General features: G+C 63.9%; 22 protein-coding genes, 2 pseudogenes and 1 riboswitch. Of the genes and pseudogenes, 10 read left to right on the forward strand and 14 right to left on the reverse strand.

The window, feature by feature from the left end:
- A pseudogene (locus X730_RS136835) lies at positions 1-644 on the forward strand (hypothetical protein); the annotation flags it as partial.
- A 26-nt stretch (positions 645-670) separates the two neighbouring features.
- On the opposite strand, the gene X730_RS136830 reads toward X730_RS136835, so the two are convergent.
- From X730_RS136830 to X730_RS136815, 4 genes are read right to left on the reverse strand one after another with little or no spacing between them, the layout of a single operon-like run.
- Positions 671-970, reverse strand: coding sequence for a CcdB family protein (locus tag X730_RS136830; RefSeq protein ID WP_023673676.1), 300 nt, complete (start codon positions 968-970; stop codon positions 671-673).
- Positions 970-1,212 carry a type II toxin-antitoxin system CcdA family antitoxin gene (locus X730_RS136825; protein ID WP_023709715.1) on the reverse strand — a complete coding sequence of 81 codons (243 nt, stop codon included), beginning with the start codon at positions 1,210-1,212 and terminating at the stop codon, positions 970-972. Before X730_RS136825 ends, X730_RS136830 begins: the two co-directional genes overlap by 1 nt.
- A gap of 55 nt (positions 1,213-1,267) precedes the next feature.
- Positions 1,268-3,088 carry an ABC-F family ATP-binding cassette domain-containing protein gene (locus tag X730_RS136820; protein ID WP_023727627.1) on the reverse strand — a complete coding sequence of 607 codons (1,821 nt, stop codon included), beginning with the start codon at positions 3,086-3,088 and terminating at the stop codon, positions 1,268-1,270.
- Position 3,089: 1 nt separating this feature from the next.
- Positions 3,090-3,749: a thiamine diphosphokinase gene (locus tag X730_RS136815; protein WP_023827620.1), complete on the reverse strand. Its 660-nt coding sequence runs from the start codon at positions 3,747-3,749 to the stop codon at positions 3,090-3,092.
- 162 nt (positions 3,750-3,911) lie between these two features.
- A riboswitch (TPP riboswitch) is annotated at positions 3,912-4,026 on the forward strand.
- Positions 4,027-4,069: 43 nt separating this feature from the next.
- Here X730_RS136815 and thiB point away from each other — a divergent pair.
- The 4 genes from thiB (at position 4,070) to X730_RS136795 (ending at position 9,393) form a co-directional block, all read left to right on the forward strand.
- Entirely contained in the window at positions 4,070-5,077 is a 1,008-nt protein-coding gene (gene thiB / locus X730_RS136810) for a thiamine ABC transporter substrate binding subunit (protein ID WP_023752858.1), read from the forward strand.
- Positions 5,078-5,297: 220 nt separating this feature from the next.
- Positions 5,298-6,896 carry a thiamine/thiamine pyrophosphate ABC transporter permease gene (thiP, locus tag X730_RS136805; protein WP_023827621.1) on the forward strand — a complete coding sequence of 533 codons (1,599 nt, stop codon included), beginning with the start codon at positions 5,298-5,300 and terminating at the stop codon, positions 6,894-6,896.
- A complete protein-coding gene (gene thiQ / locus X730_RS136800) occupies positions 6,893-7,657 on the forward strand; it encodes a thiamine ABC transporter ATP-binding protein (RefSeq protein WP_023707251.1) in 765 nt (254 codons plus the stop codon). The genes thiP and thiQ overlap by 4 nt, the downstream gene beginning before the upstream one ends.
- Positions 7,658-7,986: 329 nt before the next feature.
- A complete protein-coding gene (locus X730_RS136795; RefSeq protein ID WP_245260137.1) occupies positions 7,987-9,393 on the forward strand; it encodes a M48 family metalloprotease in 1,407 nt (468 codons plus the stop codon).
- A 92-nt stretch (positions 9,394-9,485) separates the two neighbouring features.
- On the opposite strand, the gene X730_RS136790 is transcribed toward X730_RS136795, so the two are convergent.
- Positions 9,486-10,343 (reverse strand): RNA polymerase factor sigma-32, encoded by an 858-nt coding sequence (locus X730_RS136790; protein ID WP_023685806.1) that lies wholly within the window; start codon positions 10,341-10,343, stop codon positions 9,486-9,488.
- Positions 10,344-10,740: 397 nt separating this feature from the next.
- On the opposite strand from X730_RS136790, the gene X730_RS136785 reads away from it, so the two are divergent.
- The 3 genes from X730_RS136785 (at position 10,741) to X730_RS136775 (ending at position 13,096) form a co-directional block, all read left to right on the forward strand.
- The gene (locus X730_RS136785) at positions 10,741-11,514 is read left to right on the forward strand and encodes an amino acid ABC transporter substrate-binding protein (protein WP_023699299.1); all 774 of its coding nucleotides are present in this window, start codon (positions 10,741-10,743) and stop codon (positions 11,512-11,514) included.
- 137 nt (positions 11,515-11,651) lie between these two features.
- Positions 11,652-12,332 carry an ABC transporter permease subunit gene (locus X730_RS136780; protein WP_023693608.1) on the forward strand — a complete coding sequence of 227 codons (681 nt, stop codon included), beginning with the start codon at positions 11,652-11,654 and terminating at the stop codon, positions 12,330-12,332.
- The gene (locus X730_RS136775) at positions 12,329-13,096 is read left to right on the forward strand and encodes an amino acid ABC transporter ATP-binding protein (protein WP_023673665.1); all 768 of its coding nucleotides are present in this window, start codon (positions 12,329-12,331) and stop codon (positions 13,094-13,096) included. The genes X730_RS136780 and X730_RS136775 overlap by 4 nt, the downstream gene beginning before the upstream one ends.
- Before the next feature lie 194 nt (positions 13,097-13,290).
- On the opposite strand, the gene X730_RS136770 is transcribed toward X730_RS136775, so the two are convergent.
- The 6 genes from X730_RS136770 to X730_RS136745 all read right to left on the reverse strand — a co-directional run bounded on the left by X730_RS136770 (position 13,291) and on the right by X730_RS136745 (position 21,581).
- Entirely contained in the window at positions 13,291-13,872 is a 582-nt protein-coding gene (locus X730_RS136770) for a CarD family transcriptional regulator (RefSeq protein WP_023673664.1), read from the reverse strand.
- Positions 13,873-14,297: 425 nt separating this feature from the next.
- Complete coding sequence (gene fdxA / locus X730_RS136765) at positions 14,298-14,636, reverse strand: ferredoxin FdxA (protein WP_013529180.1); 339 nt, start codon at positions 14,634-14,636, stop codon at positions 14,298-14,300.
- Between the two features lie 253 nt (positions 14,637-14,889).
- A complete protein-coding gene (locus X730_RS136760) occupies positions 14,890-15,276 on the reverse strand; it encodes an RNA-binding S4 domain-containing protein (protein WP_023748301.1) in 387 nt (128 codons plus the stop codon).
- Positions 15,277-15,351: 75 nt separating this feature from the next.
- On the reverse strand, positions 15,352-18,846 hold the full coding sequence (locus X730_RS136755; protein ID WP_023827622.1) for a helicase-related protein: 3,495 nt from the start codon (positions 18,844-18,846) through the stop codon (positions 15,352-15,354).
- Between the two features lie 695 nt (positions 18,847-19,541).
- Entirely contained in the window at positions 19,542-20,267 is a 726-nt protein-coding gene (phbB, locus tag X730_RS136750; RefSeq protein ID WP_023707257.1) for an acetoacetyl-CoA reductase, read from the reverse strand.
- A 129-nt stretch (positions 20,268-20,396) separates the two neighbouring features.
- A complete protein-coding gene (locus X730_RS136745) occupies positions 20,397-21,581 on the reverse strand; it encodes an acetyl-CoA C-acetyltransferase (protein ID WP_023827623.1) in 1,185 nt (394 codons plus the stop codon).
- A gap of 302 nt (positions 21,582-21,883) precedes the next feature.
- Between X730_RS136745 and phaR the strand changes: the two genes are divergently transcribed.
- A complete protein-coding gene (gene phaR / locus X730_RS136740; protein ID WP_023685813.1) occupies positions 21,884-22,498 on the forward strand; it encodes a polyhydroxyalkanoate synthesis repressor PhaR in 615 nt (204 codons plus the stop codon).
- Between the two features lie 45 nt (positions 22,499-22,543).
- On the opposite strand, the gene X730_RS136735 is transcribed toward phaR, so the two are convergent.
- Both X730_RS136735 and X730_RS136730 read right to left on the reverse strand, forming a co-directional pair.
- Positions 22,544-22,999 (reverse strand): GNAT family N-acetyltransferase, encoded by a 456-nt coding sequence (locus X730_RS136735; protein WP_031194243.1) that lies wholly within the window; start codon positions 22,997-22,999, stop codon positions 22,544-22,546.
- Positions 23,000-23,049: 50 nt separating this feature from the next.
- On the reverse strand, positions 23,050-23,469 hold the full coding sequence (locus tag X730_RS136730) for a rhodanese-like domain-containing protein (protein ID WP_023702797.1): 420 nt from the start codon (positions 23,467-23,469) through the stop codon (positions 23,050-23,052).
- A 68-nt stretch (positions 23,470-23,537) separates the two neighbouring features.
- On the opposite strand from X730_RS136730, the gene ftrA reads away from it, so the two are divergent.
- Complete coding sequence (ftrA, locus tag X730_RS136725) at positions 23,538-24,551, forward strand: transcriptional regulator FtrA (protein ID WP_023827624.1); 1,014 nt, start codon at positions 23,538-23,540, stop codon at positions 24,549-24,551.
- Here ftrA and X730_RS01420 read toward each other — a convergent pair.
- Positions 24,548-25,689 (reverse strand): annotated as a pseudogene (locus X730_RS01420) (citrate synthase). The gene ftrA and the pseudogene X730_RS01420 overlap by 4 nt on opposite strands.
- Between the last annotated feature and the right edge of the window lie 22 nt (positions 25,690-25,711).

Consider the following 25,711-nt stretch of genomic DNA (forward strand, 5'->3'; position numbering starts at 1 on the left):
TCGCTCCGCCGGCCAACGGGGCAGCACCAGCTGATGCCGCCGCCACGCCGCCCGCTGCGCCGGCGGCCGCCGCTCCCGCGCCGACCGTTGCGGTCGGCCAGAAGGCGATCTTCTACGAGGAACGCACCTCGACCGCGCAAGGTTCGGCCGAACCCGGCAGCATCGTCTGGTCGCTGGTGCAGGAATCGCCCGGCGGCGACCTGCCGCCCGAGCCGGCGATCCGCGCCGAGGCGACCATTCCCGGCAAGGACATCCAGCTGCGCATGACCATCCGCCGCAATACCGACCAGACGCTGCCGGCCAGCCACATCATCGAGATGATCTTCCTGACGCCCGAGAGCTTTGACGGCGGTGGCGTCGACAACATCCTGCGCGTCGCCATGAAGAGTTCGGAACAGGATGCCGGCAGCCCGCTGATCGGCATTCCGGCCAAGATCGCCGACGGCTTCTTCCTGGTGGCGCTCAACGACACCAAGGCCGACGAGGACGCCAATATGACCTTGCTTCGAGGCCAGGACTGGATCGACGTGCCGGTGGTCTACAAGACCGGACGCCGGGCGCTGCTGACCATGGAAAAGGGCATTCCGGGCGAGAAGGTGTTCGACGAGGCGCTGAAGGCCTGGCAGGCCAAGACGGCAGGTTGACGGGCGGCAGTAGCGGCTGCCTTCGCTCAGAAGCCCTGGAACAGCATGTCGAGCGCGGCGACGATGTCGTCGTGATGTCTAGAAAGGTTTCCCTCTGGCATCCGCAATTCGGACGCGCTGAAGGCCGACACAAACTGCGTGACCATCACAAGATCTTTGCCGTTTATAGCGAAGGTCGGGTTCAGGCGGCGGCCAGGAAGCGGGGCAATCTCGGGCGGCATCAAAGGAACGACCACCCTCGTGCTCAGCCCTTCAAGCATATCTGACTGCACGTCGAGAAGATAACCGTCGCTCTCGGTACTCCGATAGAAATCGTAACGCGCCATCAGAACGGCCGGTGTTTAGCCAATGGCAGTCCGTTCTTTCGGACATATTCGTTGGAGCTTTCGATGGCTTCCCTGTTTTCTTCTTGCCATCGACGCGTTTTCTCCGCCGCAATCGCTTTCGCGATCCCTGCTTCGGCAGCGCGGGAGATGTTGATGCCCAACGCTTTGGCGTCCTTGATCAGCTGAGAGTCAATGGACGTGTTGACAGAGGCCCGCTGAGTTTTTGGCGTCGATTGAAGCACGGAGATGCCTCCTTTCATGCGCACAATATACGCGCATAAAAGACCGCAGGCAATGCTACCCCTCCATCTCCTCACGCAGCATTTCCAGCTCCAGCCACTCTTCCTCGAGTGCGGCCAGCGTGGCGCGTTCCTTGTCGAGGGCGGCGATGGTCTTTTGGAACGAGGCCGGGTCGCGCTCGTAATAGGCGGGATCGGCAATGTTGTTTTCCAACCGCGAGATCGAGGCCATTACCGCCTCGATCTTCTTGGGCAAGGATTCCAGGGCGAATTTCTGCTTGAACGACAGTTTCCTCGACGGCCCTTTTGGCGCTGCCGGCTCGCTCTTGCCCGGCGCCGGCGCATCGCTGGTTTCGGCCTTGGCGCGCGCCTTGCGGTCGTCGAGCCGGGTGCCGCCGCGCTGCGCCAGCATGTCGGAATAGCCACCGGCATATTCGATCCAGCGGCCGCCTCCGTCCGGGGCGATGATGCTGGTGACGGTGCGGTCGAGGAAGTCGCGGTCGTGGCTGACCAGGATGACCGTGCCGGCAAAGCCGGCGACAAGTTCCTGCAACAGTTCCAGCGTCTCCATGTCGAGATCGTTGGTCGGCTCGTCGAGCACCAGAAGGTTGGCGGGCCGCGCCAGAACACGCGCCAGGAGCAGCCGCGCCCGTTCGCCGCCGGACAGCTCGCGCACCGGGGTGCGCGCCTGTTCCGGCTTGAACAGGAAATCCTTCATGTAGGACACGACATGGCGCTGCTCGCCATTGATGACGAGGTTTTCGCCGCGCCCGTCCGTGAGATACTGCGCCAGGGTTTCGGCCGGATCGACCGCCTCGCGCTTCTGGTCGAGCGTGGCGATTTCCAGATTGGTGCCGAGCCGCACCGAGCCGGCGTCGGGCTTCATCTCGCCGGTAAGCATCTTCAACAGCGTCGTCTTGCCGGCGCCGTTCGGCCCGACAAGGCCGACGCGATCGCCGCGCTGGATGCGGGTCGAGAAGCTTTTGACCACGGTGAGGTCGCCAAAGCTCTTTTCGATGTTCTTGGCCTCGATCACCAGCTTGCCGGATTCGGCGGCGTCGCTGGCCACCATGGTGGCCGAGCCCTCGGCGCCGCGATGGCCGCGAAAACGCTGGCGCATGGTCTGCAGTTCGCCCAGGCGGCGCATGTTGCGTTTGCGGCGAGCCGTCACGCCATAGCGCAGCCAATGCTCCTCGCGCACGATCTGGCGGCCGAGCTTGTGCTGTTCGCGCTCTTCCTCTTCCAGCACAAGGTCGCGCCATTCCTCGAAATGGCCAAAGCCCTTGTCGAGGCGGCGGGTCTGGCCACGGTCGAGCCAGACAGTGGCGCGCGAGACGCGTTCGAGGAAGCGACGGTCGTGCGAGATGACGATCAGCGCCGAAGACGTCCGGACAAGCTCTTCTTCCAGCCATTCGATGACCGACAAATCGAGATGGTTCGTCGGCTCGTCAAGCAGCAGAATATCGGGTTCGGGCGCCATGACGCGGGCAAGTGCTGCGCGGCGCGCCTCGCCGCCGGAGAGATCGTTGGGGTTCTCGGTGCCGGCGAGGCCGAGATGCTCCATCAGATATGTGGCGCGGTAGGGATCGTCGGCAGGCCCAAGCCCAGCCTCGACATAGGCACGCACATTGGCAAAGCCGTCCATGTCGGGCATTTGCGGGAGATAGCGCACCGTTGCCGAAGGCTGGCGGAAGACCTCGCCGTCTTGCGGCTCGATCAGACCAGCAGCAATCTTCAGGAGCGTCGACTTGCCGGAGCCGTTGCGGCCGACGAGCGCGATCTTGTCACCGGCGGACGCCGTCAGTTCGGCGCCATCGAGCAGCGGCGTGCCGCCAAAGGTCAGTCTTATCCCGTCGAGGTTGAGAAGGGGCGGGGCCATGTCAGCTTTCAGGCAAGGGGTAGGGGTGGGCGAGCAGCAGCGCGCGGCCATGGCCGAGCGCGATTTCGAGGCCGCCCCCGGTCGTGTTGGACTTGACCTCGTTCGAGATGGTCAGCGACGAGCCGAACACGACCTCGACATGGTCGAGCGGCCACTTCGCGCCGGACACGGTGAGGCCCGAAAGATCGGAAAAGCCGAGCACCGAAAACAGCGTTCCGTCGGCATAGTCGAAGCCGGCCTTGCCAGGCAGCAGAGGGGCGCCTTCCTGCGCTCCGCTGGTCAACAGCACTTTTGTGCCTGTCTCTGTCAGCCGCAGGCTGAGCGCCAGATGCAGGAAGGCGTGGTCGGCGCGCTTGCCGCCGAAAGCGCCGGCCAGCACCAGGCTGGTGGCGCCGCGTCCCAATGCCGCCGCGATCGCCAGTTCGCCATCGGTCTTGTCCTTTTCGGGAGGAAACACCTCCCGCGGCACGGCGGCGAGATCGGCAGGCAGGTCCGCCGGCACGGAATCGAAATCGCCGACCCACAGCTCCGGCATCAGGCCGAGCAGGCGGGCATGATCGATGCCGGCGTCGGCGGCGATGACGCGCGTGCCCGCGACCTGGCGGTCGAGCCGCGGCGTGCGGACGAGATCGCCGCCAAGCAGGATGGTGAATGTGCTCATATCCGCTGGCCCTTACCAGCCCCGCCGACGAAACGGAAGGCCGAGCGGCACCGTCACTCTTTGTTGGAGCATGATCTTTTTCCGGAAACGGATTCCACTTTCCGGGATCATGCTCGGGCAAACTTCCACTTGCGTGGCACCTTGGCCGGGCCTATGTGTCGAAACGCTCTAACGGGGTGCCGGACGCGATCTTCGCGGACCGGCTGAGAGGCAGTCTCGCCAACCCGCTGAACCTGATCCGGTTTGTACCGGCGGAGGGATTAGACGCTTCGGACAGCCCGACGCCTCAATTCCTTTCAACACGAATGAAGGAGGCGCCGATGCGCATGTTTTTGTCCCGTCTTGTCCCAGCGCTGGGGCTTGCTGTTTCGCTACTGGCAAGCTCTGCGTCCGCGCAGGAAAAACTCACGATCTATACCTATGAGAGTTTCACTGCCGACTGGGGTCCGGGCCCCCAGGTGAAGAAGGAATTCGAGGCCGAGTGCGGCTGCAGCGTCGACTTCGTCTCGGTGGCCGACGGCGTCGCGCTGCTCAACCGCGTCAAGCTCGAAGGTGCCTCGACCAAGGCCGATATCGTGCTTGGTCTCGACACCAACCTCACCGCGGAAGCCAAGGCTTCCGGCCTGTTTGTCCCACATGGCGCGGTGGCTGAAAACAACGTGCCGGGCGGCTGGAGCGACGACACTTTCGTGCCCTATGATTATGGTTATTTCGCCGTCGTCTACGACACCGAAAAGCTGAAGAGCCCACCGAAGAGCCTGAAGGAACTGGTCGAGGGCGATGCCGCCGACAAGATCGTCATCCAGGATCCGAGGACGTCGACGCCGGGCCTCGGCCTGCTGCTGTGGGTCAAGTCGGTCTATGGCGACAAGGCGCCGGAAGCCTGGGCGAAACTCAAGGGCAAAGTGCTGACGGTGACGCCGGGCTGGAGCGAGGCCTACGGCCTGTTCACCAAGGGCGAGGCGCCGATGGTGCTTTCCTATACGACGTCGCCGGCCTACCACATGGTGGCCGAGAACACCGGGCGCTACCAGGCGGCCTCGTTCGAGGAAGGCGAGTATCTGCAAATCGAGGTCGCCGGCATCACCACCACGGGCGCGAAGAATCCGCTGGCGGCGAAGTTCCTGGCCTTCATGACCGGGCCGAAATTCCAGGATGTCATTCCGGAGACCAACTGGATGTTCCCGGCCGGGAAAACCGACAAGCCGCTCAATCCGGCTTTTGATAGGCTGGTCAAGCCGGCGAAGACCTTGCTGTTCAGCCCGGAAGAGGTCGCGGCAAATCGCAAGGCCTGGGTGGATGAATGGCTGGCGGTGATGAGCAAGTAGCTTTGGCTGTATGATCGAAAGATGAGTGCCCTACGGCGCCCCCCTCTGTCCTGCCGGACATCTCCCCCACGAGGGGGGAGATTGGCTATCGTCGGCGATTTCGCCAGTCGCCAAGGTTGCAGGAATAAGCGGGGCGCGGAAATAGCTGATCTCCCCCCTTGTGGGGGAGATGTCCGGCAGGACAGAGGGGGGCGCGAAGGAACGCGACGCCCGGTAAAGAGTGCAACGCTCTGACCCCCGCATCACGGCCGGCATTGTCGCGCTTGCGGCAATCGCGCTGCTGATCGGTGGCGCCTTCGCCGGCCTTATCCGCGAAGGCGCGCACGACCTTTCCGGCGCCGCGTCCGCCTTTGACCTCTATCTCCTGCGCGTTGTCCGCTTCACGCTCTGGCAGGCTGCGCTCTCGACTCTGCTTTCCGCCGTACCGGCGCTCTTCGTCGCCCGGTCGCTGTCGCGGCATCCGCGCTTCTTCGGACGCGGCTTCATCCTGCAGCTGTTCACTGTGCCCCTTGCCTTGCCGGCAATTGTCGGAGCGCTGGGCATACTGGCGCTCTATGGCCGCGCCGGTTATTTCGCCGCGATCGGTGGCCAGAGCTGGCCCGACATCTATGGGCTGTCGGGCATCCTCGTCGCCCACGTCTTCTTCAACCTGCCGCTGGCCACCCGGCTGTTCCTCGAAGCGCTGGGAACGGTGCCGGCCGATCAATGGCGGCTGGCGAGCCAGCTCGGCATGGGGGCGAGGCCAGCCTTCCGGCTGATCGAGTGGCCGGTGCTGCGCGCCGCGCTGCCGGGCGTCGCCGGGCTTGTCTTCATGCTTTGCATCACCTCCTTCACCATCGTGCTGATCCTCGGCGGCGGGCCGGCGGCGACGACGCTGGAAGTCGCCATCTATCAGGCGCTGCGTTTCGACTTCGATCCGGCGCGAGCGGTGACGCTGACGGTGCTGCAGATCGCGCTGACTTTTGCCGTCATGCTGGCGCTGACGCGGCTCGGCGCCAATATGACCGGCGACGCCAATTTGCCTGTCGCGCCGCGTTGCTATCACTTGGCCGGCAAAGCAGAAACAGCGTTCAACGCCGTCCTGATCGTGCTCGCCTTGCTGTTCGTCGCCGGACCAATGGCGGCCACCGTCGCGTCCGGCCTCGACGCCGATCTCGGCCGGTTGGCGGGCGAGAGTGCCGTGCGTCAGGCGACGCTGACCAGCGCCGGTCTCGCCTTCTCTGCGGCGCTACTTTCGGTGGCGCTGGCACTGTCGCTGATCATGGCGCGGCGGGCACTGTCGCTGCGCCGCCGGTCCAGTGCCCGTTCATTGCTCGAACATGCCACCGACACCGGCGCCGGCTTCGTCCTCGTCGTGCCGCCCATCGTCATCGGCGCCGGCTGGTTTCTCCTGCTGCGCACGATCAGCGATGTCTTTGCCATCGCGCCGGTCATGGTCGTCACCGTCAATGCGGTGATGGCGATGCCCTTTGCCATCCGCGCGATGCGCCCGGCCTATGATGCGGCGAGCGAGCGCCATGAAAAGCTGTGCGCGCAGCTCGGCATTGCGGGCTGGAACCGGCTGCTTCTGGTCGACTGGCCATCGCTCCGGCGGCCGCTGGCCACCGGCTTTGCCTTCGCCATGGCACTGTCGCTCGGCGATCTCGGCGTCATCGCGCTGTTGGGCAGCGATTCGGTGCAGACCTTGCCCTATCTCCTGCTGGCGCGCATGGGCAGCTATCGCACGGCCGATGCTGCCGGGCTGGCTTTGCTGCTCGGGGCGGTCTGCCTTGCATTGGTGGTCGCGGCAGACTGGCTGGGACGGGGAGAGAGATCGTGACGTCCGCTGTGGAGAAAGGCACGACTGTCCGGCTGGACAAGGTCTCGTTCAGCTATGGCGAAACGCCATTCCTGTTCGATGTCGAATTCGATACATCTAAGATCACCGCCATCATGGGGGCAAGCGGTTCGGGCAAATCGACCTTGCTCAATCTGGTGGCTGGTTTCGAGACGCCGGAGTCCGGTCGTGTGCTGATCGGCGCCGCCGATGTCGGCGCCGAGCCGCCTTCGGCGCGGCCGGTGTCGATGGTATTCCAGGAAAACAATCTGTTTGCTCATCTCTCGGTGGAGAAGAATGTCGGGCTCGGCCGCTCGCCATCGCTCAACCTGACCGACGCCGATCGCGCCGCAATCGCCGAGGCGCTTGACCGCGTCGGCCTGGCCGGCAAGGAAATGCGCCTGCCGCGCGAACTCTCCGGCGGCGAAAGGCAGCGCGTGGCGCTCGCCCGCGTTCTGGTGCGCGACCGGCCAGTGCTGCTGCTCGACGAGCCGTTCGCTTCGCTCGGGCCAGCACTGCGCGACGACATGCTCGACCTGGTGGCCGGCGTTCATGCCGAGCGGGCGATGACGGTGCTGTTCGTCACGCATCAGCCGGAAGACGCTCGCCGTATCGGCGAGCAGATGGTTTTTCTGGACAATGGCAGGGTTGCCGCGACGGGACCTGCCGGCGATTTTTTCGACGGCACTGGCCCTGAAGCGTTTCGGCGCTATATCGGCGCAAGTTCGGGCGGATCACGCGATATTGCCCGGAAGCGGACATAATTTACGACCAAACCGGCTACAGGTGATGTGGCGCTTGCTTGCCATGGTCCAGTCGATGTGGCTAGGTCCGCTTAGTACTGGTCCGGCACGAGCCGTGATTTGCCCCTACAGCGCCGCACCCGGCCGGATGCGTAAACGCTGTAGGTTTTTTGATGTGTGCAGGATTGCCAACGAAACCGATTTTTCGCTGGCGCGGACCCCGGTCCAAATCATGCGCCGAGAGCTGAAGGAACGCCGTGCTGCCGACCGGCACTGACACTTTGAAACGCAGACCGCTGGTGCGCTTCCTCGCGCTGGCCGGCCTTGCCGTGGCGCTGGCCAGCTGCCAGATGTTCACGCCTCCCGAAGTGCAGGAATCCGGCTTCCAGCCTTCCGACAAGCCGATCACGGTCGACAATGTCGCCGCCAACAGCAAGCTTGCCGAACTGGCGAAGGCACAGCATCCGCGCATCCTTGCCACCTATGGCGGCGAATATTCCGATCCCAAGCTCGAGCGCATGGTGGCCAAGGTTGTCGGCAGCCTGACCGTGGTGTCGGCCAATCCGACCCAGACCTATCGCATCACCATCCTCAATTCGCCCAACGTCAACGCTTTCGCGCTGCCGGGTGGCTATCTCTACGTCACCCGCGGCCTGCTGGCGCTGGCCAATGATTCGGCCGAACTCGCCGCCGTCATCGCGCATGAGATGGGCCACGTCACCGCCAATCACGGTCTGCAGCGACAGCAGCTCGAGGCCGAGGAAGGCCTGGCGACCAAGGTGGTCTCCGATGTGCTGGGCGACAGCCCGACCGCCAAGCAGGCATTGATCCGCGGCAAGCTGAGGCTGGCGCAGTTCTCGCGCAACCAGGAGCTGGAGGCAGACGCCATCGGCATCAAGTCGATCGGCGAGGCGGGTTACGATCCCTATGCCGCCGGGCGTTTCCTGCAGTCGATGTCGGCCTACACCGATTTCCGCTCGATCAGCGGCGCCACCGACGCCAGCCTCGACTTCCTGGCCACGCACCCCAACACGCCGCAGCGAATTGATCTGGCGCAGCGCCACGCCCGCCAGTTCGGCGCGCCGGGCATCGGCACCCGCGACCGCGATTCCTTCCTGGCCGGGATAGACGGCCTGCTCTATGGCGACACGCCGGAAGAGGGCTATGTGCGCGGCCAGACCTTCCTGCATCCGGGCCTCGGCGTTTCGTTCACGGTGCCCGACGGCTTCATCATCGACAATTCGGCGGCGGCGGTGACGGCGACCGGTCCCGGCGACATGGCGATCCGCTTCGACGGTGTGTCGATCGACAAGGATCGTGCGCTGACCGACTACATCAGAAGCGGCTGGGTGGCCGGTCTCGACGAGACCAGTGTGCGCCAGGAGACGATCGACGGCAACCAGGCGGCGACCGCGCACGCCGGCGCCGATGGCTGGCAGTTCGACATTGCGGTGATCCGCGCCGGCGGTCAGGTCTACCGGCTTTTGACAGCGGCCCCCTCGGCCAGCACGACACTCGATCCGGTGGCACGCTCGGTCAGCGGTTCGTTCCGCGTGCTCAGCCCCGCCGAGAAGGCGGCACTGAAGCCGCTGCATATCCGCGTCGTCACGGTACAGGCCGGGCAGACGATGGGCACACTTTCGGCGCAGATGGTCGGCGTCGACCGCAAGCTCGATCTGTTCCGCGTGCTCAACGCGATGTCGCCGGGCGCCTCGGTTTCGGCCGGCGACAAGGTCAAGATCGTCACGGACAGATAGCGCCGGTCTTCGTCAGAAACCCCAGCCTTCGTAGTGCTTTTTTCTGAGATAACTTTTCTGAGATAACTCGGGGTACCCCGTTCCTGGCAATCTCAGGCCGCCATGAACTCCGGATTCTGCTTCACCAGCGCGAGCTTGAGCTTTTCCATGGCGCGGGCCTCGATCTGCCGGACACGCTCCTTGGAAATGCCGAGCGTCTCGCCAAGCGCCTCAAGCGTCGCACCTTCGTCGCTCAGCCGGCGCTCCTCGATGATCCTGAGTTCGCGGGCATTGAGCGCGCGGAGCGCCGTCTTCAGCCACATCAGGCGCCGTTCGACGTCGATGGTGTCGCCGGCGACCTCGTCAGGCAATGGATCGTCCGAAATCAGGAAGTCCATCCGCTCGGTGGTGCCAGCTTCGTCGGCGAGCGGTGCGTTGAGCGAAGAGTCAGGTGCTGAAAGCCTGGAATCCATCTTCGCGACATCGGCCTCGGAGACGCCTAGGGCTACCGACACTTCGCGGTAGAGCGTGGCGTTGGAGATCGGCTCGGCGCCATTGGCAAGACGGGCGCGCAGGCGCCGCAGGTTGAAGAACAGCGCCTTTTGCGCCGAAGAGGTGCCGCCGCGAACGATCGACCAGTTGCGCAGGATATAGTCCTGCATCGAAGCGCGGATCCACCATGTCGCATAGGTCGAGAAGCGCACCTCGCGCTCCGGCTCGAAACGCGCGGCTGCTTCCAGCAGCCCGACATGGCCCTCTTGGACCAGATCTCCGAGCGGCAGGCCGTAATGTCGGAACTTCGAAGCCATGGAGATGACCAGCCGCATATGGGCGACGGTGATCTGATGCAGCGCCTGCTGATCCTGGTCCTCCTTCCAGCGCAAGGCGAGAACATGTTCCTCATCGCGCTCGAGGTAGGGGGCTTTCATTGCCGTGCGGACCATGGTCCGTCCTGCCGTGTCTTCGATCATGCCGCGCTCCTGCTCCCGGACATTTTCGGACGGCCTGGCGGCCGTTATCTCTGTTTGACGCAATTCCGAAGGAAACCGCTTTCCCACTTTCCTGGAATTGCTTCGGGCCTAGCGCAGCCAAGGGTTCTTGAAATGGAAACGCGGCGCCCTACAACAAGCCATGAACGTGCCATACCGGGGATTGGTTCCGCCGCCGAGGGCGGTTGTTTTGTGCGGTCCGACAGGGCGCATCGACACCGCAGATCGGGACTATTGGCACCGATCGGAGCTGCTTTGAGAATCTGATTTCTGGATCGCCGTTTTTTTGAAATCTGGTTCCTTATTTTGCTGCGCTGTATCTGTCAGTTTCCGGCTCTCACAAGCGCCGGACACCGGCCAAGGACGGGATCACATAGAAATGAAATGGCTCAATTCGCTCATCGTCGCCGGAACGCTTCAGGTTCTGGCTGTTACATCAGGCTATGCCGGCGCCAATCTTGACCAGATCAAGCAGGCCGGCACCCTCAAGGTCGGCACCGAAGGCACCTATGCGCCCTTCACCTATCATGATGCTTCCGGCGCGCTGGTCGGCTTCGACGTCGAGATCGCCAAGGCGATCGGCGACAAGCTCGGCGTCAAGGTCGAGTTCCTCGAAGGCAAATGGGACGGGCTGATCGCCGGCCTCGACGCCAACCGCTACGACGCCGTGATCAACGAGGTCGGCATCACCGACGCGCGCAAGGCCAAGTACGATTTCTCCGATCCTTACATCGCCTCCAAGGCCGTGCTGATCGTGCGCGGCGACAATACCGACATCAAGACCTTCGCCGACCTCAAGGGCAAGAAGTCGGCACAGTCGTTGACATCGAATTTCGGCAAGCTCGCCGAGACCAACGGCGCCGAACTCGTCGGCACCGACGGCTTCGACCAGTCGATCCAGCTGCTGCTCACCGGCCGCGCCGACGCCACCATCAATGACAGCCTGTCTTTCCTCGACTTCAAGAAGCACAAGCCGGACGCCAATGTGAAGATCGCCGCGCAGGAAGAGAACGCCGACTATTCCGGCGTCATCGTGCGCAAGGGTGATCCGGAGCTGGTCGCGGCGATCAACAAGGCGCTGGCCGACATCAAGGCCGACGGCACCTACAAGAGGATCGCCGATACCTATTTCGGCCAGGATGTCTCGCAGTAAAGACCATCTCCCGGCGGTTTGCCGGCAATGACCAATAGCGGCGGGCCGTCTTTGACGGCTCGCCGTTTTTCGCATGATATGAGAAGCACACAATCGCACTGCCGTCACCGCGGCGGTCTGTGAAGGAGGAGCCGTTCGTGCCGCACTGGCTACACCTGATGCTGGACTCGTTGCCGACACTGCTGTGGGCGGCGTTGATCTTCACCGTACCGCTGACATTGCTATCGTTCGCACTCGGCCTGTTCGTCGGCCTGGTTGTCGCCCTGGTGCGGCTGTTCGGTCCCAAGCCTCTGGTTGCCGTGGTCCGCTTCTATGTCTGGATCTTTCGCGGCACGCCGCTTCTGGTGCAGCTGTTCCTGATCTTTTACGGCCTGCCTTCGGTCGGCATATTGCTGGATGCTTTTCCGGCGGCGCTGATTGGCTTCACCCTCAACATAGGCGCCTACAGTTCGGAAATTATCCGCGCCGTGATCGGCTCGGTGCCGAAGGGCCAGTGGGAGGCGGCCTATTCGATCGGCATGACCTGGAGCCAGGCGATGCGGCGCACCATCCTGCCGCAAGCCGGCCGCGTCGCCGTGCCGCCGCTGTCCAACACCTTCATCTCGCTGGTCAAGGATACGTCGCTGGCCGCCGCCATCACTGTGCCGGAGATGTTCCAGGCGGCGCAGCGCATCGTCGCCACCACCTATGAACCGCTGATCCTCTATGTCGAGGCGGCGATCCTTTATCTGGCGATGAGCTCGGTGCTTTCGGCCTTGCAGACGCGGCTGGAGGAGCGGCTCAACCGCTATGGCGGCTTCCTGGAGGCGCGCTCATGATCGGCCTCACCGACATCGAAAAGCGCTTCGGCGACAATCTGGTGCTGAAGGGCGTGACGGTCACCATTGCCGAAGGCAGCGTCACCGCGCTCGTCGGCCCCTCCGGCGGCGGCAAGAGCACACTGCTGCGCTGCATCAACCTGTTGGAGATCCCGACCTCGGGCATGGTGCGCATCGGCGACGAGACGCTGGAATTCCGTCCCGGCATCAAGATCCCCAGCCGCGACATCCAGCGCCTGCGGCTGCAGACCGGCATGGTGTTCCAGAACTTCCAGCTGTTCCCGCATCGCACCGCGATCGAGAACGTCATGGAAGGCCTGGTGACGGTGCTGAAATGGCCGACGGCAAAGGCGCGCGAGCGGGCATTGGCGCTGCTCGAGAAGGTCGGCATGGCGCACAAGGCGGATGATTGGCCGGCAACGCTGTCGGGCGGCCAGCAGCAGCGTGTGGCCATTGCCCGCGCCCTGGCGCCGTCGCCGAAAGTGCTGCTTTGCGACGAGCCGACCTCGGCGCTCGATCCGGAACTGGCGCAGGAAGTGGTCGACGTGCTCGGAAAGCTCGCCAGCGAAGGCACCACCATGGTGATGGCCACGCACGACCTTCGCCTTGCCTCCAAGATCGCGCAGGAGGTGGTGTTCCTCGATGCTGGTGTCGTCGTCGAGAAGGGGCCGTCCACCGTGGTGTTCAGCAATCCGGAGCGGGAACGGACCAAGCGTTTTATTGCGACGCTGAAGCAGGAGGCGGAGAAGGAAGCCGGCGGCTGAGCCTTCTACGTTCCCCTTGTGAAGAGGTCGGACGGAAGGTCCGGGTGCGGTCTGGTGTCGTCCCCATCCTCGCTGCTTCGCAGCGACCCTGCCTGGGCGAGCCACGGGTCTCGCCTGTCCTTGGAACCCCACAAGGGGGTAAAAACAAACCCGGCACAAGGCCGGGTTTTTCATGAATTCGACGGTGAAAGCGATCAGGCAGCTTCTTCCTGCTCGGCTTCCTCATTGTCGGCCTTGGCGCCGCGCTTCGGGCCCTTGTTGAGGTTGACCTCGATCAGGCGCACGGCTTCGGTTTCCGACATGCGGTTGACTGCCGCGATCTCGCGCGCCATGCGGTCGAGTGCCGCCTCATAGAGCTGACGCTCGGAATAGGACTGTTCCGGCTGGTTGTCGGCACGGTAGAGGTCGCGCACGACTTCCGAGATCGAGATCAGGTCGCCCGAATTGATCTTGGCATCATATTCCTGCGCACGGCGCGACCACATGGTGCGCTTGACGCGGGCGCGGCCCTGGACGACCTTCAGCGCGCGCTCGACATAATCCTCTTCCGACAGCTTGCGCATGCCGATGGAGGTCGCCTTGGCGACCGGAACCTTCAGGCGCATCTTGTCCTTCTGGAAGTCGATGACGAACAGTTCCAGCTTGTGGCCCGCAACTTCCTGCTCGTCGATCGAGACGATCTGGCCGACGCCGTGTGCCGGATAGACGATGTACTCGCCGGTCTTGAAACCGTGGCGTGCCGAGGTGGACTTCTTCTGCGGGGTGATCGTTGCCATTACGCCCTGAACTCCTTGTTGTGGCACCGGCGGCCTGCCGGTCCGAACGCATGCGACCGGGGACACCGATCGTTAGCCGCACAACAGATGAACCCATCGGAAAAGCCGGGGCCGGCAAACCGCATACATAGCGACTGCCTGGCCCAGATCGCTCTGGTCCGATTGGGGATTTCACCTTTCAGTGATTTGGGGCGCTTGCGCCATAAATCGACGTTGTGTCACCGGCATGTTTCAACGGGTGTAGCACAAAAAGTCGGAAGAATCAAGGTTTTGCTGCAAACGCGAAGGTGGAGCGCCATCGCCGCCTGTCAAGGCAGTTAATGTATGATGCGCGTTACGCAGCGTTATGACGATCCAATAGGCCGCACTTTTTTGCTTTGCGCATCACCCTTTCCGAAATCGATTCCGATTCCAGGGTCATGCGCTCAGTCGCCTTCGCCGGGCTCAGCGGAGAAATATTTCTCGAACTTGCCGGCCTCGCCGTCGAAGCTCTTGGCATCTGCCGGAGGCTCCTTCTTGGCGGTGATGTTGGGCCATTTCTCGGCGTATTCGGTGTTGACCTGCAGCCATTTGTCGAGGCCCGGCTCGGTGTCGGGCTTGATTGCATCGGCCGGGCATTCGGGTTCGCAGACGCCGCAGTCGATGCACTCGTCGGGATGTATGACAAGCATGTTCTCGCCCTCGTAGAAGCAGTCGACCGGACAGACCTCGATGCAGTCCATGTACTTGCATTTGATGCAGTTGTCGGTCACGACATAGGTCATTGGTCGGCTCCGGGACGTCCCGTTCTTGCTAGAGCGACGTGCGTCCACTTGGACGCATAAAGTACGCTCTGACACTTTGAATCTGCGCATCGTGCCTTCCGAAAAATCGATTTCCGATTTTCGGGCCGATGCGGCGGCTTTTTTGGTGAGGTAACGCCTTTGCCTGCCGCTTGCAAGGGCAGCCATTGCAGGCGGGGCCCGCGTGTCCGGAATGAAATTCCAGACCGCCGGCATGGCGCAGACAGCCAAGGCTTCAGTCTTCGCCGAACAGCCGGTCGGTTTGCCTGCGCTCTTTCTTGGTCGGCCGGCCGCTGCCGGCGTCGCGCAGCGCCGGAATGGCATCGGCAACAGCCTCGCCTTTTGGGACCGGCGGCGGGGACATGTCCTCGTAGAGCGTGCGCGCTTCCTCGGCCGGACCGCGCCGCACGCCGGTGCCAAGCACCTTCCAAACGAAGATGCGGCGCTCGTGCGTAATGGTCAAAACGTCGCCAGGCTTGACCAGATCGGAGGCCTGCGCTGCTTTGTCGCTGTTGATGCGGACGCGTCCGGCGACAACCAGCTTGGCCGCCAGCGAGCGCGATTTTATCGCGCGCGAAAAGAACAGCCACTTGTCGATGCGCTGACGACCTTCAGCAACCATCGCAGCGAGTTATTTCTTGTTGGAGCATGATCTTGTCCGAAAACCGGTTCCACTTTTCGGGATCATGCTCAGAGCTTACTTCTTCAGCTGGTCGCGCAAGGCGGCGAGCTTGGCGAAGGGCGAGTCCGGATCGAAGCGCGCCGGGCGTTCCTCGCGTGGCTTGGCCTGGAAAGCCGGCTTGGCGCCTTGCGGTCCGCCTTTGCCTTCCGGCCTGCCGCCTTTCCAGTCAGGCCGGCCCTCGCGCGGACGCTCGCCTTGCGGCTTGCCGTCGCGGCGCTGTTCGCCCTCGGCCTGCGGCTTGGGCTTGAACTTCGAACGGTCGAAGCGTGGCTTGGCGGCACCGTCGCGCTGGTCGCGCCGGCCCTGATAGGCCGGCCGTTCGCCCGGTGCCGGCTGTCCGCCGGCAGCGTCGGCCGGCGCATCGGCGCGGCCAGCCTGGCCGTTACGCGGGCGATTGTCCCGGCCTTGACGATGGCGCGGGCGCTGCTCGAAACGACCCTGCCGCCACAGCAAGATGGGCTTTGGCGCTTCGGCCTCGGCGCTTCCACCCTCCCCCTCGTGGGGAGGGTCGGCGCGCAGCGCCGGGGTGGGGGCAGCGCCGGCGTCGGTGGTTGCACCTGCATCGGCTACGCGGTCTGCACTATCGGTTTCGTCAGCGCTGTCACCCCCACCCGCGTCGCTTCGCGCCGCGACCTCCCCCATCGAGGGGGAGGTAAAAGCGTCGGCGCTTTCGGTGACAGTGTCGTCAGCCTCTGCAACGGCCGGAGCGTGTTCTTGCGCTGCAGGCTCTGCAGTTGTTTCGTCGATGGCTGGGACCTCGGCGGTAGCTTCAACGGCCGCAGCTGGCTCCGAACCCTCGGCAGGCGCTTCCGGCTGAGCGTCTGCAACAGCCTCCGATGCGACTTCGGCAACGGGCTCCTCAGCCGCAACCTCAGTGGCGGAAGCCGCATCCGGCTCCGAACTGTCGGTCGGCGCTTCAGCGACAGCTTCGCCTGCAGCGGCTTCCGCCGTCTGGGCCTGCTCGGCCTTCGCTGCCGCTTCCGCCAGCTTTGCCGCCGCGGCTTCGCGCGCCGCGTTGTCCTGTGCTTCCAGCCGCGCCTTGACCTCTGCCGGCGGCTTCGGCTCGGCGCGATAGCCGAGACCTTTCAGGATCTCTTCCATGTCGTCGGCGGTGGCGCCGAGGATGGACATCATCGGCGGCGTCACCATGAAGGACTGGCCGTCATAGGCGCCGTCCGGGCGCTGTCCCAGACCGGGCTTCCAGTTGGTCGCAGGCCGGATCAGGTCGGCCAGCCGTTCCAGAATGTCGATGCGCACGGCGCGGCGGCCGAGATTACGGTAGCCGGCGAGCTTGTAGAAGCTCTTGTCGAAAGCCGGATCGATGACCACCGAGGTGCGGCCGGAGGCCAGCGCGTGCACGACGTCGCCAAAGCCGGGCTTGTCCTTGCCGTCGTTCTTCAGCGCCCACAAAAGCGTGATCAGTCCGGCGGGCGCCGGCTTGATCAGCGCCGGCACGAAGACGTGGTAGGCGCCGAAGCGCACACCGAGCCGGCGCAAGGCGGCGCGACCCTCCTGGTCGAGCGACTTCATTTCCTCGGCGATGTCGCGGCGGTTGATGAGGCCGAAATGCTCGACGAGTTGGAAGGCGATGCCACGGCCGATGCCGGCGATCTGCTCGGCATTCTTCAAGTCGACCAGCGGCTTCAGCAAGGATTCGATCTGGAAATTGACGAAGCGCTCGGCGCGCGCGGCGACCTTGTCGCGGGCGGGACCGGTCAACTGCTCGTCGGCCAAAAGCACCAGGCGCGGCTTCAGCGCGTCCTCGCCGGCAACCAGCGTGCCGATCGGCGCGCCGATCCAGCGCAGCGTGCCGTCGGAGCCGAGCGCAAGGTCGCCATTGGCGCAGGCGCCGAAGCGTTCGGCACGTGCCTCGAACTCGGCGGCCAGCGCTTTTTGCGCTGCCGTACGCACGGCCTTGGCGTCTTCGCCGCCGGCGCTCTGATCGGCGGTGAAGCGGAACCCTTGCAACTCGCCGACATGATGGCCTTCGACAAGGACGGTTCCGGTAGGACTGATTTCGGCTTCAGGCATTGTATTTTCTCTAAGGCGCCGCATGAGGACGGAAGTCCTGCGGTCTACAAACCGTTTCGTCAACCGCTCATGCAGCGCATCCGACAATCTGTCTTCGATTTCGCGCGTCTTTTCCCGCCAGTGTGCCTGATCGGCCAGCCAGCCCGGCCGGTTGGACACGAATGTCCAGGTGCGGATCTGCGCAATGCGGTGCGACAGCGTGTCGATGTCCCCCTCGGTCGTATCGGCGCGGCGCACCTGCTCGGCCATGTAGTTCTCGTCGACATGGCCGTGTTTGGCGAGGTCGGTGTAGATAGAAGCGATCAGGTCGGAGTGCTGGGCCGGCGCGATCTTGCGGTAGTCCGGCAACGCGCAGGCTTCCCACAGCAGCGCCACGCGCTTGGCATTGGTAGCCAGCGCGCGGATGTCCTCGTCGCGGGAGAGATGTTCGAGCGCCTGCGCATCGACCGCCGGCAGCGCCCGCGTCAGGCCTTCGACCGGCGCGTTGGTTTCGATCGAGCGCTTCAGCGCGTCGAGGCTGGCGAAGTCGAAATGCGCGGTGCGCCATTGCAGCACCTTCACCGGATCGAACTCGTGCCCCTCGATGCGCTTGACCAGTTCCTCGTCCAGCGGATCGACCTGGCCGGTGACGCCGAAGGTGCCGTCGCGCAGATGCCGGCCGGCGCGGCCGGCGATCTGGCCGAGCTCGGCCGCAGTCAGGTTGCGGTACTGGTAGCCGTCGAATTTGCGGTTCTGGGCGAAGGCGACATGATCGAGATCAAGGTTGAGGCCCATGCCGATGGCGTCGGTGGCGACGAGATAGTCGACGTCGCCTGCCTGGAACATTGCCACCTGGGCGTTGCGGGTGCGGGGCGACAGCGCGCCGAGCACGACTGCCGCTCCTCCTTGCTGGCGGCGGATCAGCTCAGCGATGGCATAGACCTCGTCGGCGGAGAAGGCGACGATGGCCGTACGCCGCGGCAGGCGGGTCAATTTCTTCGAACCGGCATAGGCCAAGTGCGACAGGCGAGGGCGCGTCACCACCGAGACGCCTCTCAGCAGCTTTTGCAGGATGCCATGCATGGTGGCCGCGCCGAGCAGCAGCGTTTCCTGGCGGCCGCGCAGGTGCAGGATACGGTCGGTGAAGATGTGGCCGCGCTCGAGGTCGCCGGCGAGCTGCACCTCGTCGATTGCGACGAAGGCAACGTCGGTCTCGCGCGGCATGGCTTCGACGGTGCAGACCGAATATTTCGCGCCGGGCGGCTGGATTTTTTCCTCGCCGGTGATGAGCGCCACCTTGTGGGCGCCGACCTTTTCGCAGACGCGGGCATAGACCTCGCGCGCCAGAAGGCGGAGCGGCAGGCCGATAATGCCGCTCTCATGCGCCACCATGCGCTCGATGGCGAGATGGGTCTTGCCGGTGTTGGTCGGACCCAGTACGGCAGTCACGTCGCGGCCCGACAGGATCAGCGGCTCGGTGTGTTTCGGCTGGATGTTCATCGGCCTGGAGATGAGGCTTTCTGCATCGTGTTGTCGGGAGCGCGCCTCGCATGGCGCGTATGACAGGCGACACATAGGGATTTCAGGCGCGAAGCGAAAGCGGAATGTTCCGGCCGGCAGTCCCACGGTTCGTCTTTGAGGTCTCAATTAACAGTTGGAACGAGTCTGGAACGAATCGGCGACGAATCAGTGACTCCGGCAGATTCAGCTTTTGTTCACGGCTACATGTGGATTTTGCGAGCCTGAGTCTCACCATATGCTGAATCGCGGAAACTGGCCCGATTCCTGCAAGGCGACCATTGGCGTTAACCTTTGCCGGCGGGGCATCGTCGTGATCCGATACGCCTCGGCCAACATTATGAAATTGCTGAATTTTCTTAATCGGCCTTAACCATTTTCCGGTGGTATTCGGCCTTGGTCGTTAACGTTCCGCTCAAAGCCGGAACGAATGGGTGACGAATCGGCGATGGCGGGATTTTCCTGGTTTGTTCACCCCAACATGTTGTGTTGTCCACAGCTTGTCCACCGAGAATTCACAGCTTGCGAACCGGGTTTTGCACAGGGCGCCTAGAAATCGTTAATCTTTGCGTGCCGGAACGGGTCAATGTCTCGCGCGCAGCCCGGGGAACATCGCCGGCCGGCGATGAAAAACGGGCCATAAGCCGGCCCGTCCTACCGGGCGAAATTGCTGTCGTTCAGACGAAGTACTGGCCGCCATTGGCGGTGATGGTCGAGCCGGTGATGAAACCGGCGTCCTCAGAGGCGAGGAAGACGACGCAACGCGCGATCTCTTCCGGTTCGCCGAGGCGGCCGACCGGGATCTGCGGAATGATGCGTTCATTCAGCACCTTCTCGTCGATCGCCTTGACCATCTCGGTGGCGATGTAGCCGGGGCAGATGACATTGACTGTGATGCCCGCGCGCGCGCCCTCCTGCGCCAGCGCCTTCGAGAAGCCGATGTCGCCGGCCTTTGCGGCGGAATAGTTGACCTGGCCGGCCTGGCCTTTCTGGCCGTTGATGGAGGAAATGGTGATGACGCGGCCGAATTTGCGGTCGCGCATGCCGCCCCACAGCGGATGCGTCATGTTGAAGACGCCAGACAGATTGGTGTCGATGACTTCCTTCCACTGCTCGCGCGTCAGCTTGTGGAACATGGCGTCACGGGTAATGCCGGCATTGTTGACCAGCACCGAGACCGGGCCGAGATCGGCCTCGACCTGTTTGATTCCGGCGGCACAGGCGTCGTAGTCGGCGACCGACCATTTGTAGGCCTTGATGCCGGTTTGTGCGCTGAACTTCCCCGCTGCCTCGTCATTGCCGGCATAGTTGGCTGCAACGGTGTAACCGGCATTCTTCAGGCCGATCGATATGGCGGCGCCGATGCCGCGCGATCCACCGGTGACGAGCGCTACTTTGGTCATTGAAAGTTCTTCCTCCCTTTGGTCGGAAGAAGGGAATAGGGAATAGGGAGTAGCGAGTAGGGATCGATATCCCGCCGCGCTGCTCCTTCTTCCCCATTCACTACTCCCTATTCACTACTCACTTCTCTTTCACAGCGCTTCCACGCACAGAGCGACGCCCATGCCGCCGCCGATGCACAGCGTGGCAAGGCCTTTCTTGGCGCCGCGGCGGCGCATCTCGAAAACCAGCGTGTTGAAGACGCGGGCGCCCGACGCGCCGATCGGATGGCCGATGGCGATGGCGCCGCCATTGACGTTGACGATCGACGTATCCCAGCCCATGCCCTTGTTGACGGCGCAGGCCTGCGCGGCGAAGGCTTCATTGGCCTCGACAAGGTCGAGGTCCTTGACCGACCAGCCGGCCTTCTCGAGCGCCCGCTTCGACGCGGGTATAGGTCCGGTGCCCATGATTGCCGGATCGACGCCAGCCGTCGCCCAGGATGCGATGCGCACCAGCGGGGTGATGCCGCGCCTTGTGGCTTCAGCCTCGCTCATCAGCAGCGCGCCGGCGGCGCCGTCATTGATGCCCGACGCGTTGGCGGCGGTCACGGTGCCGTCCTTGTCGAAAGCCGGCTTCAGCTTGGACATGGCGTCGATGGTGGCGCCGTGGCGGATGTACTCGTCCTGGTCGACGACAGTGTCGCCCTTCCTGCCCTTGATCGTGAAGGCGACGATCTCGTCCTTGAACTTGCCGGCCTTCTGCGCGGCCTCGGCCTTGTTTTGCGAGGCGAGCGCAAACTGGTCCTGGTCGTCGCGGGTGATCTGGAACTGGCGGGCGACGTTCTCGGCGGTGTTGCCCATGTGGTAGCTGTTGAAGGCGTCCCACAACCCGTCCTTGATCATGGTGTCGATCATCTTGTAGTCGCCCATCTTGACGCCGGCGCGCAGGTGCTCGGCATGCGGCGACAGCGACATCGATTCCTGGCCGCCGGCGATGATCACCGTGGCGTCGCCGGCGGCGATCTGCTGCATGCCGAGCGCGATGGCGCGCAGGCCAGAGCCGCAAACCTGGTTGAGCCCCCAGGCGGTGGTCTCCTTGGGCAGGCCGGCATTGATCGACGCCTGGCGGGCGGGGTTCTGGCCCTGCGCGGCGGTCAGCACCTGGCCGAGAATGACCTCGTCGACTTCACCCGGCTCGACGCCGGCGCGCGCCAAAAGCTCCCTGATGACGACGGCGCCAAGTTCATGCGCCGGGGTGGCGGCGAAGGCGCCGTTGAAAGAGCCGACAGCCGTGCGTGCGGCGCTGGCAACGACGATTGAATTGGAAGCGGACATTTTTCTCTCCAGACTTCGAGGTGTCGTGTTCTTGGGGGCTTGTTGGGACTTTTCTTGCTCGTTCCACACCCCAAGTCAAACCGGAAATGGGCATGCCGGCCAAGCGCCGCAAGCAGGGCGTGAGCGGCCGGCGGGATCGCCCAACCTTTGCTGCGCAGCATAATTGGCCGGCCATGCAGCAATAAATGATGCCGCACTGCACAAAGCGCTTGGAATTATAGAGCTTTTGCGCATATCCTTAAAAATGGCGCAATCGTTACCGGCGGCTTACTCAGGCGCGCCGGTGTCCCGGGAGGATGCTGATGGCCGCGAAAGACGACCCTATCATTATCAAGAAATATGCCAATCGCCGGCTCTACAATACCGGCACCAGCACCTATGTGACGCTCGAGGATCTGGCCGAGATGGTCAAGAAGGGCGAGGAGTTCACCGTCCAGGACGCCAAGACCGGTGACGACATTACCCATCCGGTGCTGACGCAGATCATCTTCGAACTGGAGAACAAGGATGGGCAGAACATGCTGCCGATCCCGTTCCTGCGCCAGTTGATCGCTTTCTATGGCGACCAGATGCAGCAGATCGTGCCGAGCTTCCTCGAACAGTCGATGATGGCCTTCTCCAAGGAACAGGAGCGGTTCCGCGAGCAGATGAAGGGCGCGATCGGCAAGTCGCCGCTGGATGTAATGAAGATCGCCACTCCGATCAAGGCGCTGGAAGAGCAGACACGCCGCAACATGGAAATGTTCCAGAACGCGATGCGCCTGTTCACGCCCTTCCCGACCGCCGCCACAAATGCTGCGGCCGCGGCTGCACCCGAGCCGGCCCGCAAGGATGTCCCGGAAAAGAGCGGCGACGACCTTCAGGAACTGAAGCAACAGATCGCCGCCATGCAGCGCAAGCTTGACACCATGTCGTAAGCGACCGCCGCATGGTCGACCGCCCTCAGTTGGTCGAGGCGGCTGTCACGGGTCGATTTTCAGCTGCCACGGTTCCCAGATATCGTCGGGCTGGCCGTCGAGCGAGCGGTAGAAGGCTTTGGCCGGCGAGTTGGATTTCAGCACCGTCCATTTGATGGCGGAGGCGCCAATGCTCAAAGCGTGTTGGCGAAGCTGTTCAACAAGCGCATGGCCGACCCCCATGCCGCGCGTCGCTTCAGTGACGTAGAGTTCCTTCAGCCAGACAACCGGCTTCAGGTCGTAGGTCCAGGGGATGAGGTAGTGGACGGCGATGCCGACGATCACGCCCTCTCGCTCCGCCACCAACACGCCGAACCGGGGCGATGGCCCCAGCCCGTGCTCGATGAGGTTCGCTTCGGTGACGCGAAGCTTGTCGTCATAACCCTCGAAGACGGCTAGCGCCCGCATGAGGGCGAGCACCGCACCGACATCCTGGCGCTCGAATGGACGAATTCTAACCATCGCCTTCTGCATGCTTGCTCAGTCTTCAAGGCCGACCATATCGCGTGGCCTCACGCGTGCAAGACACCGGGCTCCTTGCCTGAAGCGAAAGGAAGGTCCTCGTCCTGCCAACCGGTTATGCCGCCGATCATGATCTTCACGGGACGACCGAGGCTGGCCAGCTTGAAGGCCGCCTGATCCGCGCCATTGCAATGCGGTCCCGCGCAATAGACGACGAACAGCGTCCTTTCGGGCCATTGCACCATCCGCCCGGCCGATATTTCGCGGTGGGGCAGATGCAGCGCGCCCGGCACATGGCGGCGTCCATAGGCTTCCGGCGAACCGACCACATGCAGGAGAACAAAGTCCGGCTCCCCGGCACGCAGTGCGGCGGCGACGTCGGAACAGTCGGTCTCGACGGAAAGCCGGCGCAGAAAATGGTCGCGGGCGATATCCGGCGATGCCGCCGGAATGTCTGTCACGTGGCTCATCCTCGTATCTCCATTGCTGATGCGACGGAGAGATAAGACAGGAAGCAGGGCGATTGCAGCTGGCAGCTTTGCCATATATCGTCAAGATCATGCCATCCTCTGCCAATCCGCGCCCTGCCAACCCTCTTGTCGTTGCCGTTGCCTATGACGGCCTGTGCACGTTCGAGTTTGGCGTGGCGGTTGAGATCTTCGCCTTGCCCCGGCCGGAAATGGGTGAGGATTGGTACCGTTTTGCAGTTGCCGGTATTGATACCGGTGAAATGCGCGCGCTGGGCGGCGTGCGTATTGTTGCCGACGGCGGGATCGATCTGATCGGCCAGGCCGGCACGGTGATCGTACCGGGATGGCGCGGAACGGAGGCTCCGGTGCCGCCGGCGCTGATCGAGGCGCTTCGAAAGGCACACGAGCGCGGCTCTCGCATTCTTTCGATCTGTTCGGGCGTGTTCGTGCTTGCCGCCGCCGGCCTGCTTGCGGGCAAAAGAGCGACCACGCATTGGCGCTACAGCGAGAAGCTGACGGAGATGTACCCCGACATCACCGTGATTCCGGACGTTTTGTACATCGATGAGGGCAATGTGCTGACATCGGCAGGCAGTGCCGCGGGCATCGACCTCTGCCTGCATCTGGTTCGGCGCGACTTCGGCACCAAGGCTGCAAACATGGTGGCGCGCCGTCTGGTCGTGCCGCCGCATCGCGACGGCGGCCAGGCGCAGTATGTCGAGAGCTCCGTTCCCGAGCCACATGAGCGCAGCCGGCTTGGCCCGTTGATCGACAGGATGCGCGCCGATATTTCCGCCGACTATCCCGTCGCCACCTTGGCCGAGCTTGCCGGGATGAGCGAGCGGACATTCCTGCGCCGGTTCGCGGCCGCGACCGGTGTCACGCCGGCGCGCTGGCTGCTGTCGGAACGGCTTTCGCGGGCGCGCACGCTGCTGGAAGACACCGCCATGCCGATCGAACGGATTGCCGAGACCGCCGGCTTTGGCGCGGCAGGTACGTTGCGGCATCATTTCCGCCGGCAATTCGCCACGACACCTGTCGCGTACCGTGCGCGGTTCGGGAACACGGCCAGGTCGGCTTAAGTCACGCGTCCCTCATAGCGGCCACGCGGCCTGATGATGCTGCCGCTAATGATCTGTTCGACCAAATGCGCGGCCCAGCCGACACTGCGTCCGAGCGCAAACAGCTGGAACGGTGCATCGCGCGGCAAGCCAATGCCGCGCGTTAGTGCGGCCAGGGCGAAGTCGATGTTGGGCTGGGTACCGACCGCCGCCATGGCGGCTTTTTGCAGCTGTTGCAGCGTCTCGTCGACAGGGATGACTTCCAGAAGTGCGGTGGCACGGGGATCGCCGTCGGGATAGAGCGGATGGCCGAACGCCGGCAAGGGCCGATCATGGCCGAGCCAGCGCCGGATCGCCGCATCCGCGCCGTGGGCTGCTGCATCTTCAGCCAGTTGCATCGCCGCTTCGCCGGCGCCACCGTGGCGCGGGCCGGACAGCGTTGCCGGGCCGGCCAGCAGGCATGCGGCAGGCGAGGCGCCTGTGGACGCTGCGNGGCGGCAAGGACGTCACCGCCTTCCGCATCTCTTATGTCGGCGAGCAGGACGAGGGCGCAGCGGATCGCTTCCGCGCCGGCATCATCCACCGACCAGCCCTGCGCCAGGCGCTTATGGACAGGCGCTGTGCCGGTTCCCGCGCCCAGCGACTGCGCCAGCGCTCCGACTGTGCGCGCGGCCTCGGTGCACAGCGAGGCGGCGCTGCGTCCTAGCGAAGGCCGCCCCTGGCCGGCAAGCATGGCAAGCTGCGCAAAGGCCGAGGCGCGGCCGACTGGATGAGGCGCTTCAGATGACGGAGCTATGAACGTCACCGGTTCGGCCGAGGCCCACAGCAGAGCGGCGGTTTCCTCCAGCGTCGCCGATTTGGATAGCGCAACGGCGTCTTGCCCTCGATAGATCAGTCGACCGTGCAGCACAGTCGAAATCGCGGTGACAATCGAGGGTTCGCCCCAGGCGATCGCACTCTCGGCGATGGCCGAGGGACTGCGGCCCCGCGCCCGGCGGGTCGCCAATGCCGCGATGTCGTCGGCGCGGTACTGGCTGCGGCGCGGGTCGCTCTCATCCGGCCGCATGCCGATGCGGCCGCGGCTGACATAGGCGTAAAGCGTCTGCGGCCGGACCTTGAGCCTTTCCAGCGCCTCTTCCCGCGACAGCCATTCGGACATTTTTAGCTCACATATTGATTAT

Origin of the sequence: Mesorhizobium sp. L103C131B0 (assembly GCF_000502275.1) — a bacterium.
Lineage (GTDB): Bacteria > Pseudomonadota > Alphaproteobacteria > Rhizobiales > Rhizobiaceae > Mesorhizobium.

Coding starts and splice junctions, on each gene's coding strand:
- X730_RS136735 (WP_031194243.1), bottom strand. CDS start 22,999: ATGGTTAGAATTCGTCCATTCGAGCGCCAGGATGTCGGTGCGGTGCTC.
- X730_RS136755 (WP_023827622.1), bottom strand. CDS start 18,846: ATGAACATCCAGCCGAAACACACCGAGCCGCTGATCCTGTCGGGCCGC.
- X730_RS136820 (WP_023727627.1), bottom strand. CDS start 3,088: ATGGCCCCGCCCCTTCTCAACCTCGACGGGATAAGACTGACCTTTGGC.
- X730_RS136815 (WP_023827620.1), bottom strand. CDS start 3,749: ATGAGCACATTCACCATCCTGCTTGGCGGCGATCTCGTCCGCACGCCG.
- X730_RS136785 (WP_023699299.1), top strand. CDS start 10,741: ATGAAATGGCTCAATTCGCTCATCGTCGCCGGAACGCTTCAGGTTCTG.
- X730_RS136790 (WP_023685806.1), bottom strand. CDS start 10,343: ATGATCGAAGACACGGCAGGACGGACCATGGTCCGCACGGCAATGAAA.
- X730_RS136830 (WP_023673676.1), bottom strand. CDS start 970: ATGGCGCGTTACGATTTCTATCGGAGTACCGAGAGCGACGGTTATCTT.
- X730_RS136730 (WP_023702797.1), bottom strand. CDS start 23,469: ATGAGCCACGTGACAGACATTCCGGCGGCATCGCCGGATATCGCCCGC.
- X730_RS136760 (WP_023748301.1), bottom strand. CDS start 15,276: ATGGTTGCTGAAGGTCGTCAGCGCATCGACAAGTGGCTGTTCTTTTCG.
- X730_RS136775 (WP_023673665.1), top strand. CDS start 12,329: ATGATCGGCCTCACCGACATCGAAAAGCGCTTCGGCGACAATCTGGTG.
- phaR (WP_023685813.1), top strand. CDS start 21,884: ATGGCCGCGAAAGACGACCCTATCATTATCAAGAAATATGCCAATCGC.
- X730_RS136770 (WP_023673664.1), bottom strand. CDS start 13,872: ATGGCAACGATCACCCCGCAGAAGAAGTCCACCTCGGCACGCCACGGT.
- fdxA (WP_013529180.1), bottom strand. CDS start 14,636: ATGACCTATGTCGTGACCGACAACTGCATCAAATGCAAGTACATGGAC.
- thiB (WP_023752858.1), top strand. CDS start 4,070: ATGCGCATGTTTTTGTCCCGTCTTGTCCCAGCGCTGGGGCTTGCTGTT.
- phbB (WP_023707257.1), bottom strand. CDS start 20,267: ATGACCAAAGTAGCGCTCGTCACCGGTGGATCGCGCGGCATCGGCGCC.
- X730_RS136745 (WP_023827623.1), bottom strand. CDS start 21,581: ATGTCCGCTTCCAATTCAATCGTCGTTGCCAGCGCCGCACGCACGGCT.
- X730_RS136795 (WP_245260137.1), top strand. CDS start 7,987: ATGTTCACGCCTCCCGAAGTGCAGGAATCCGGCTTCCAGCCTTCCGAC.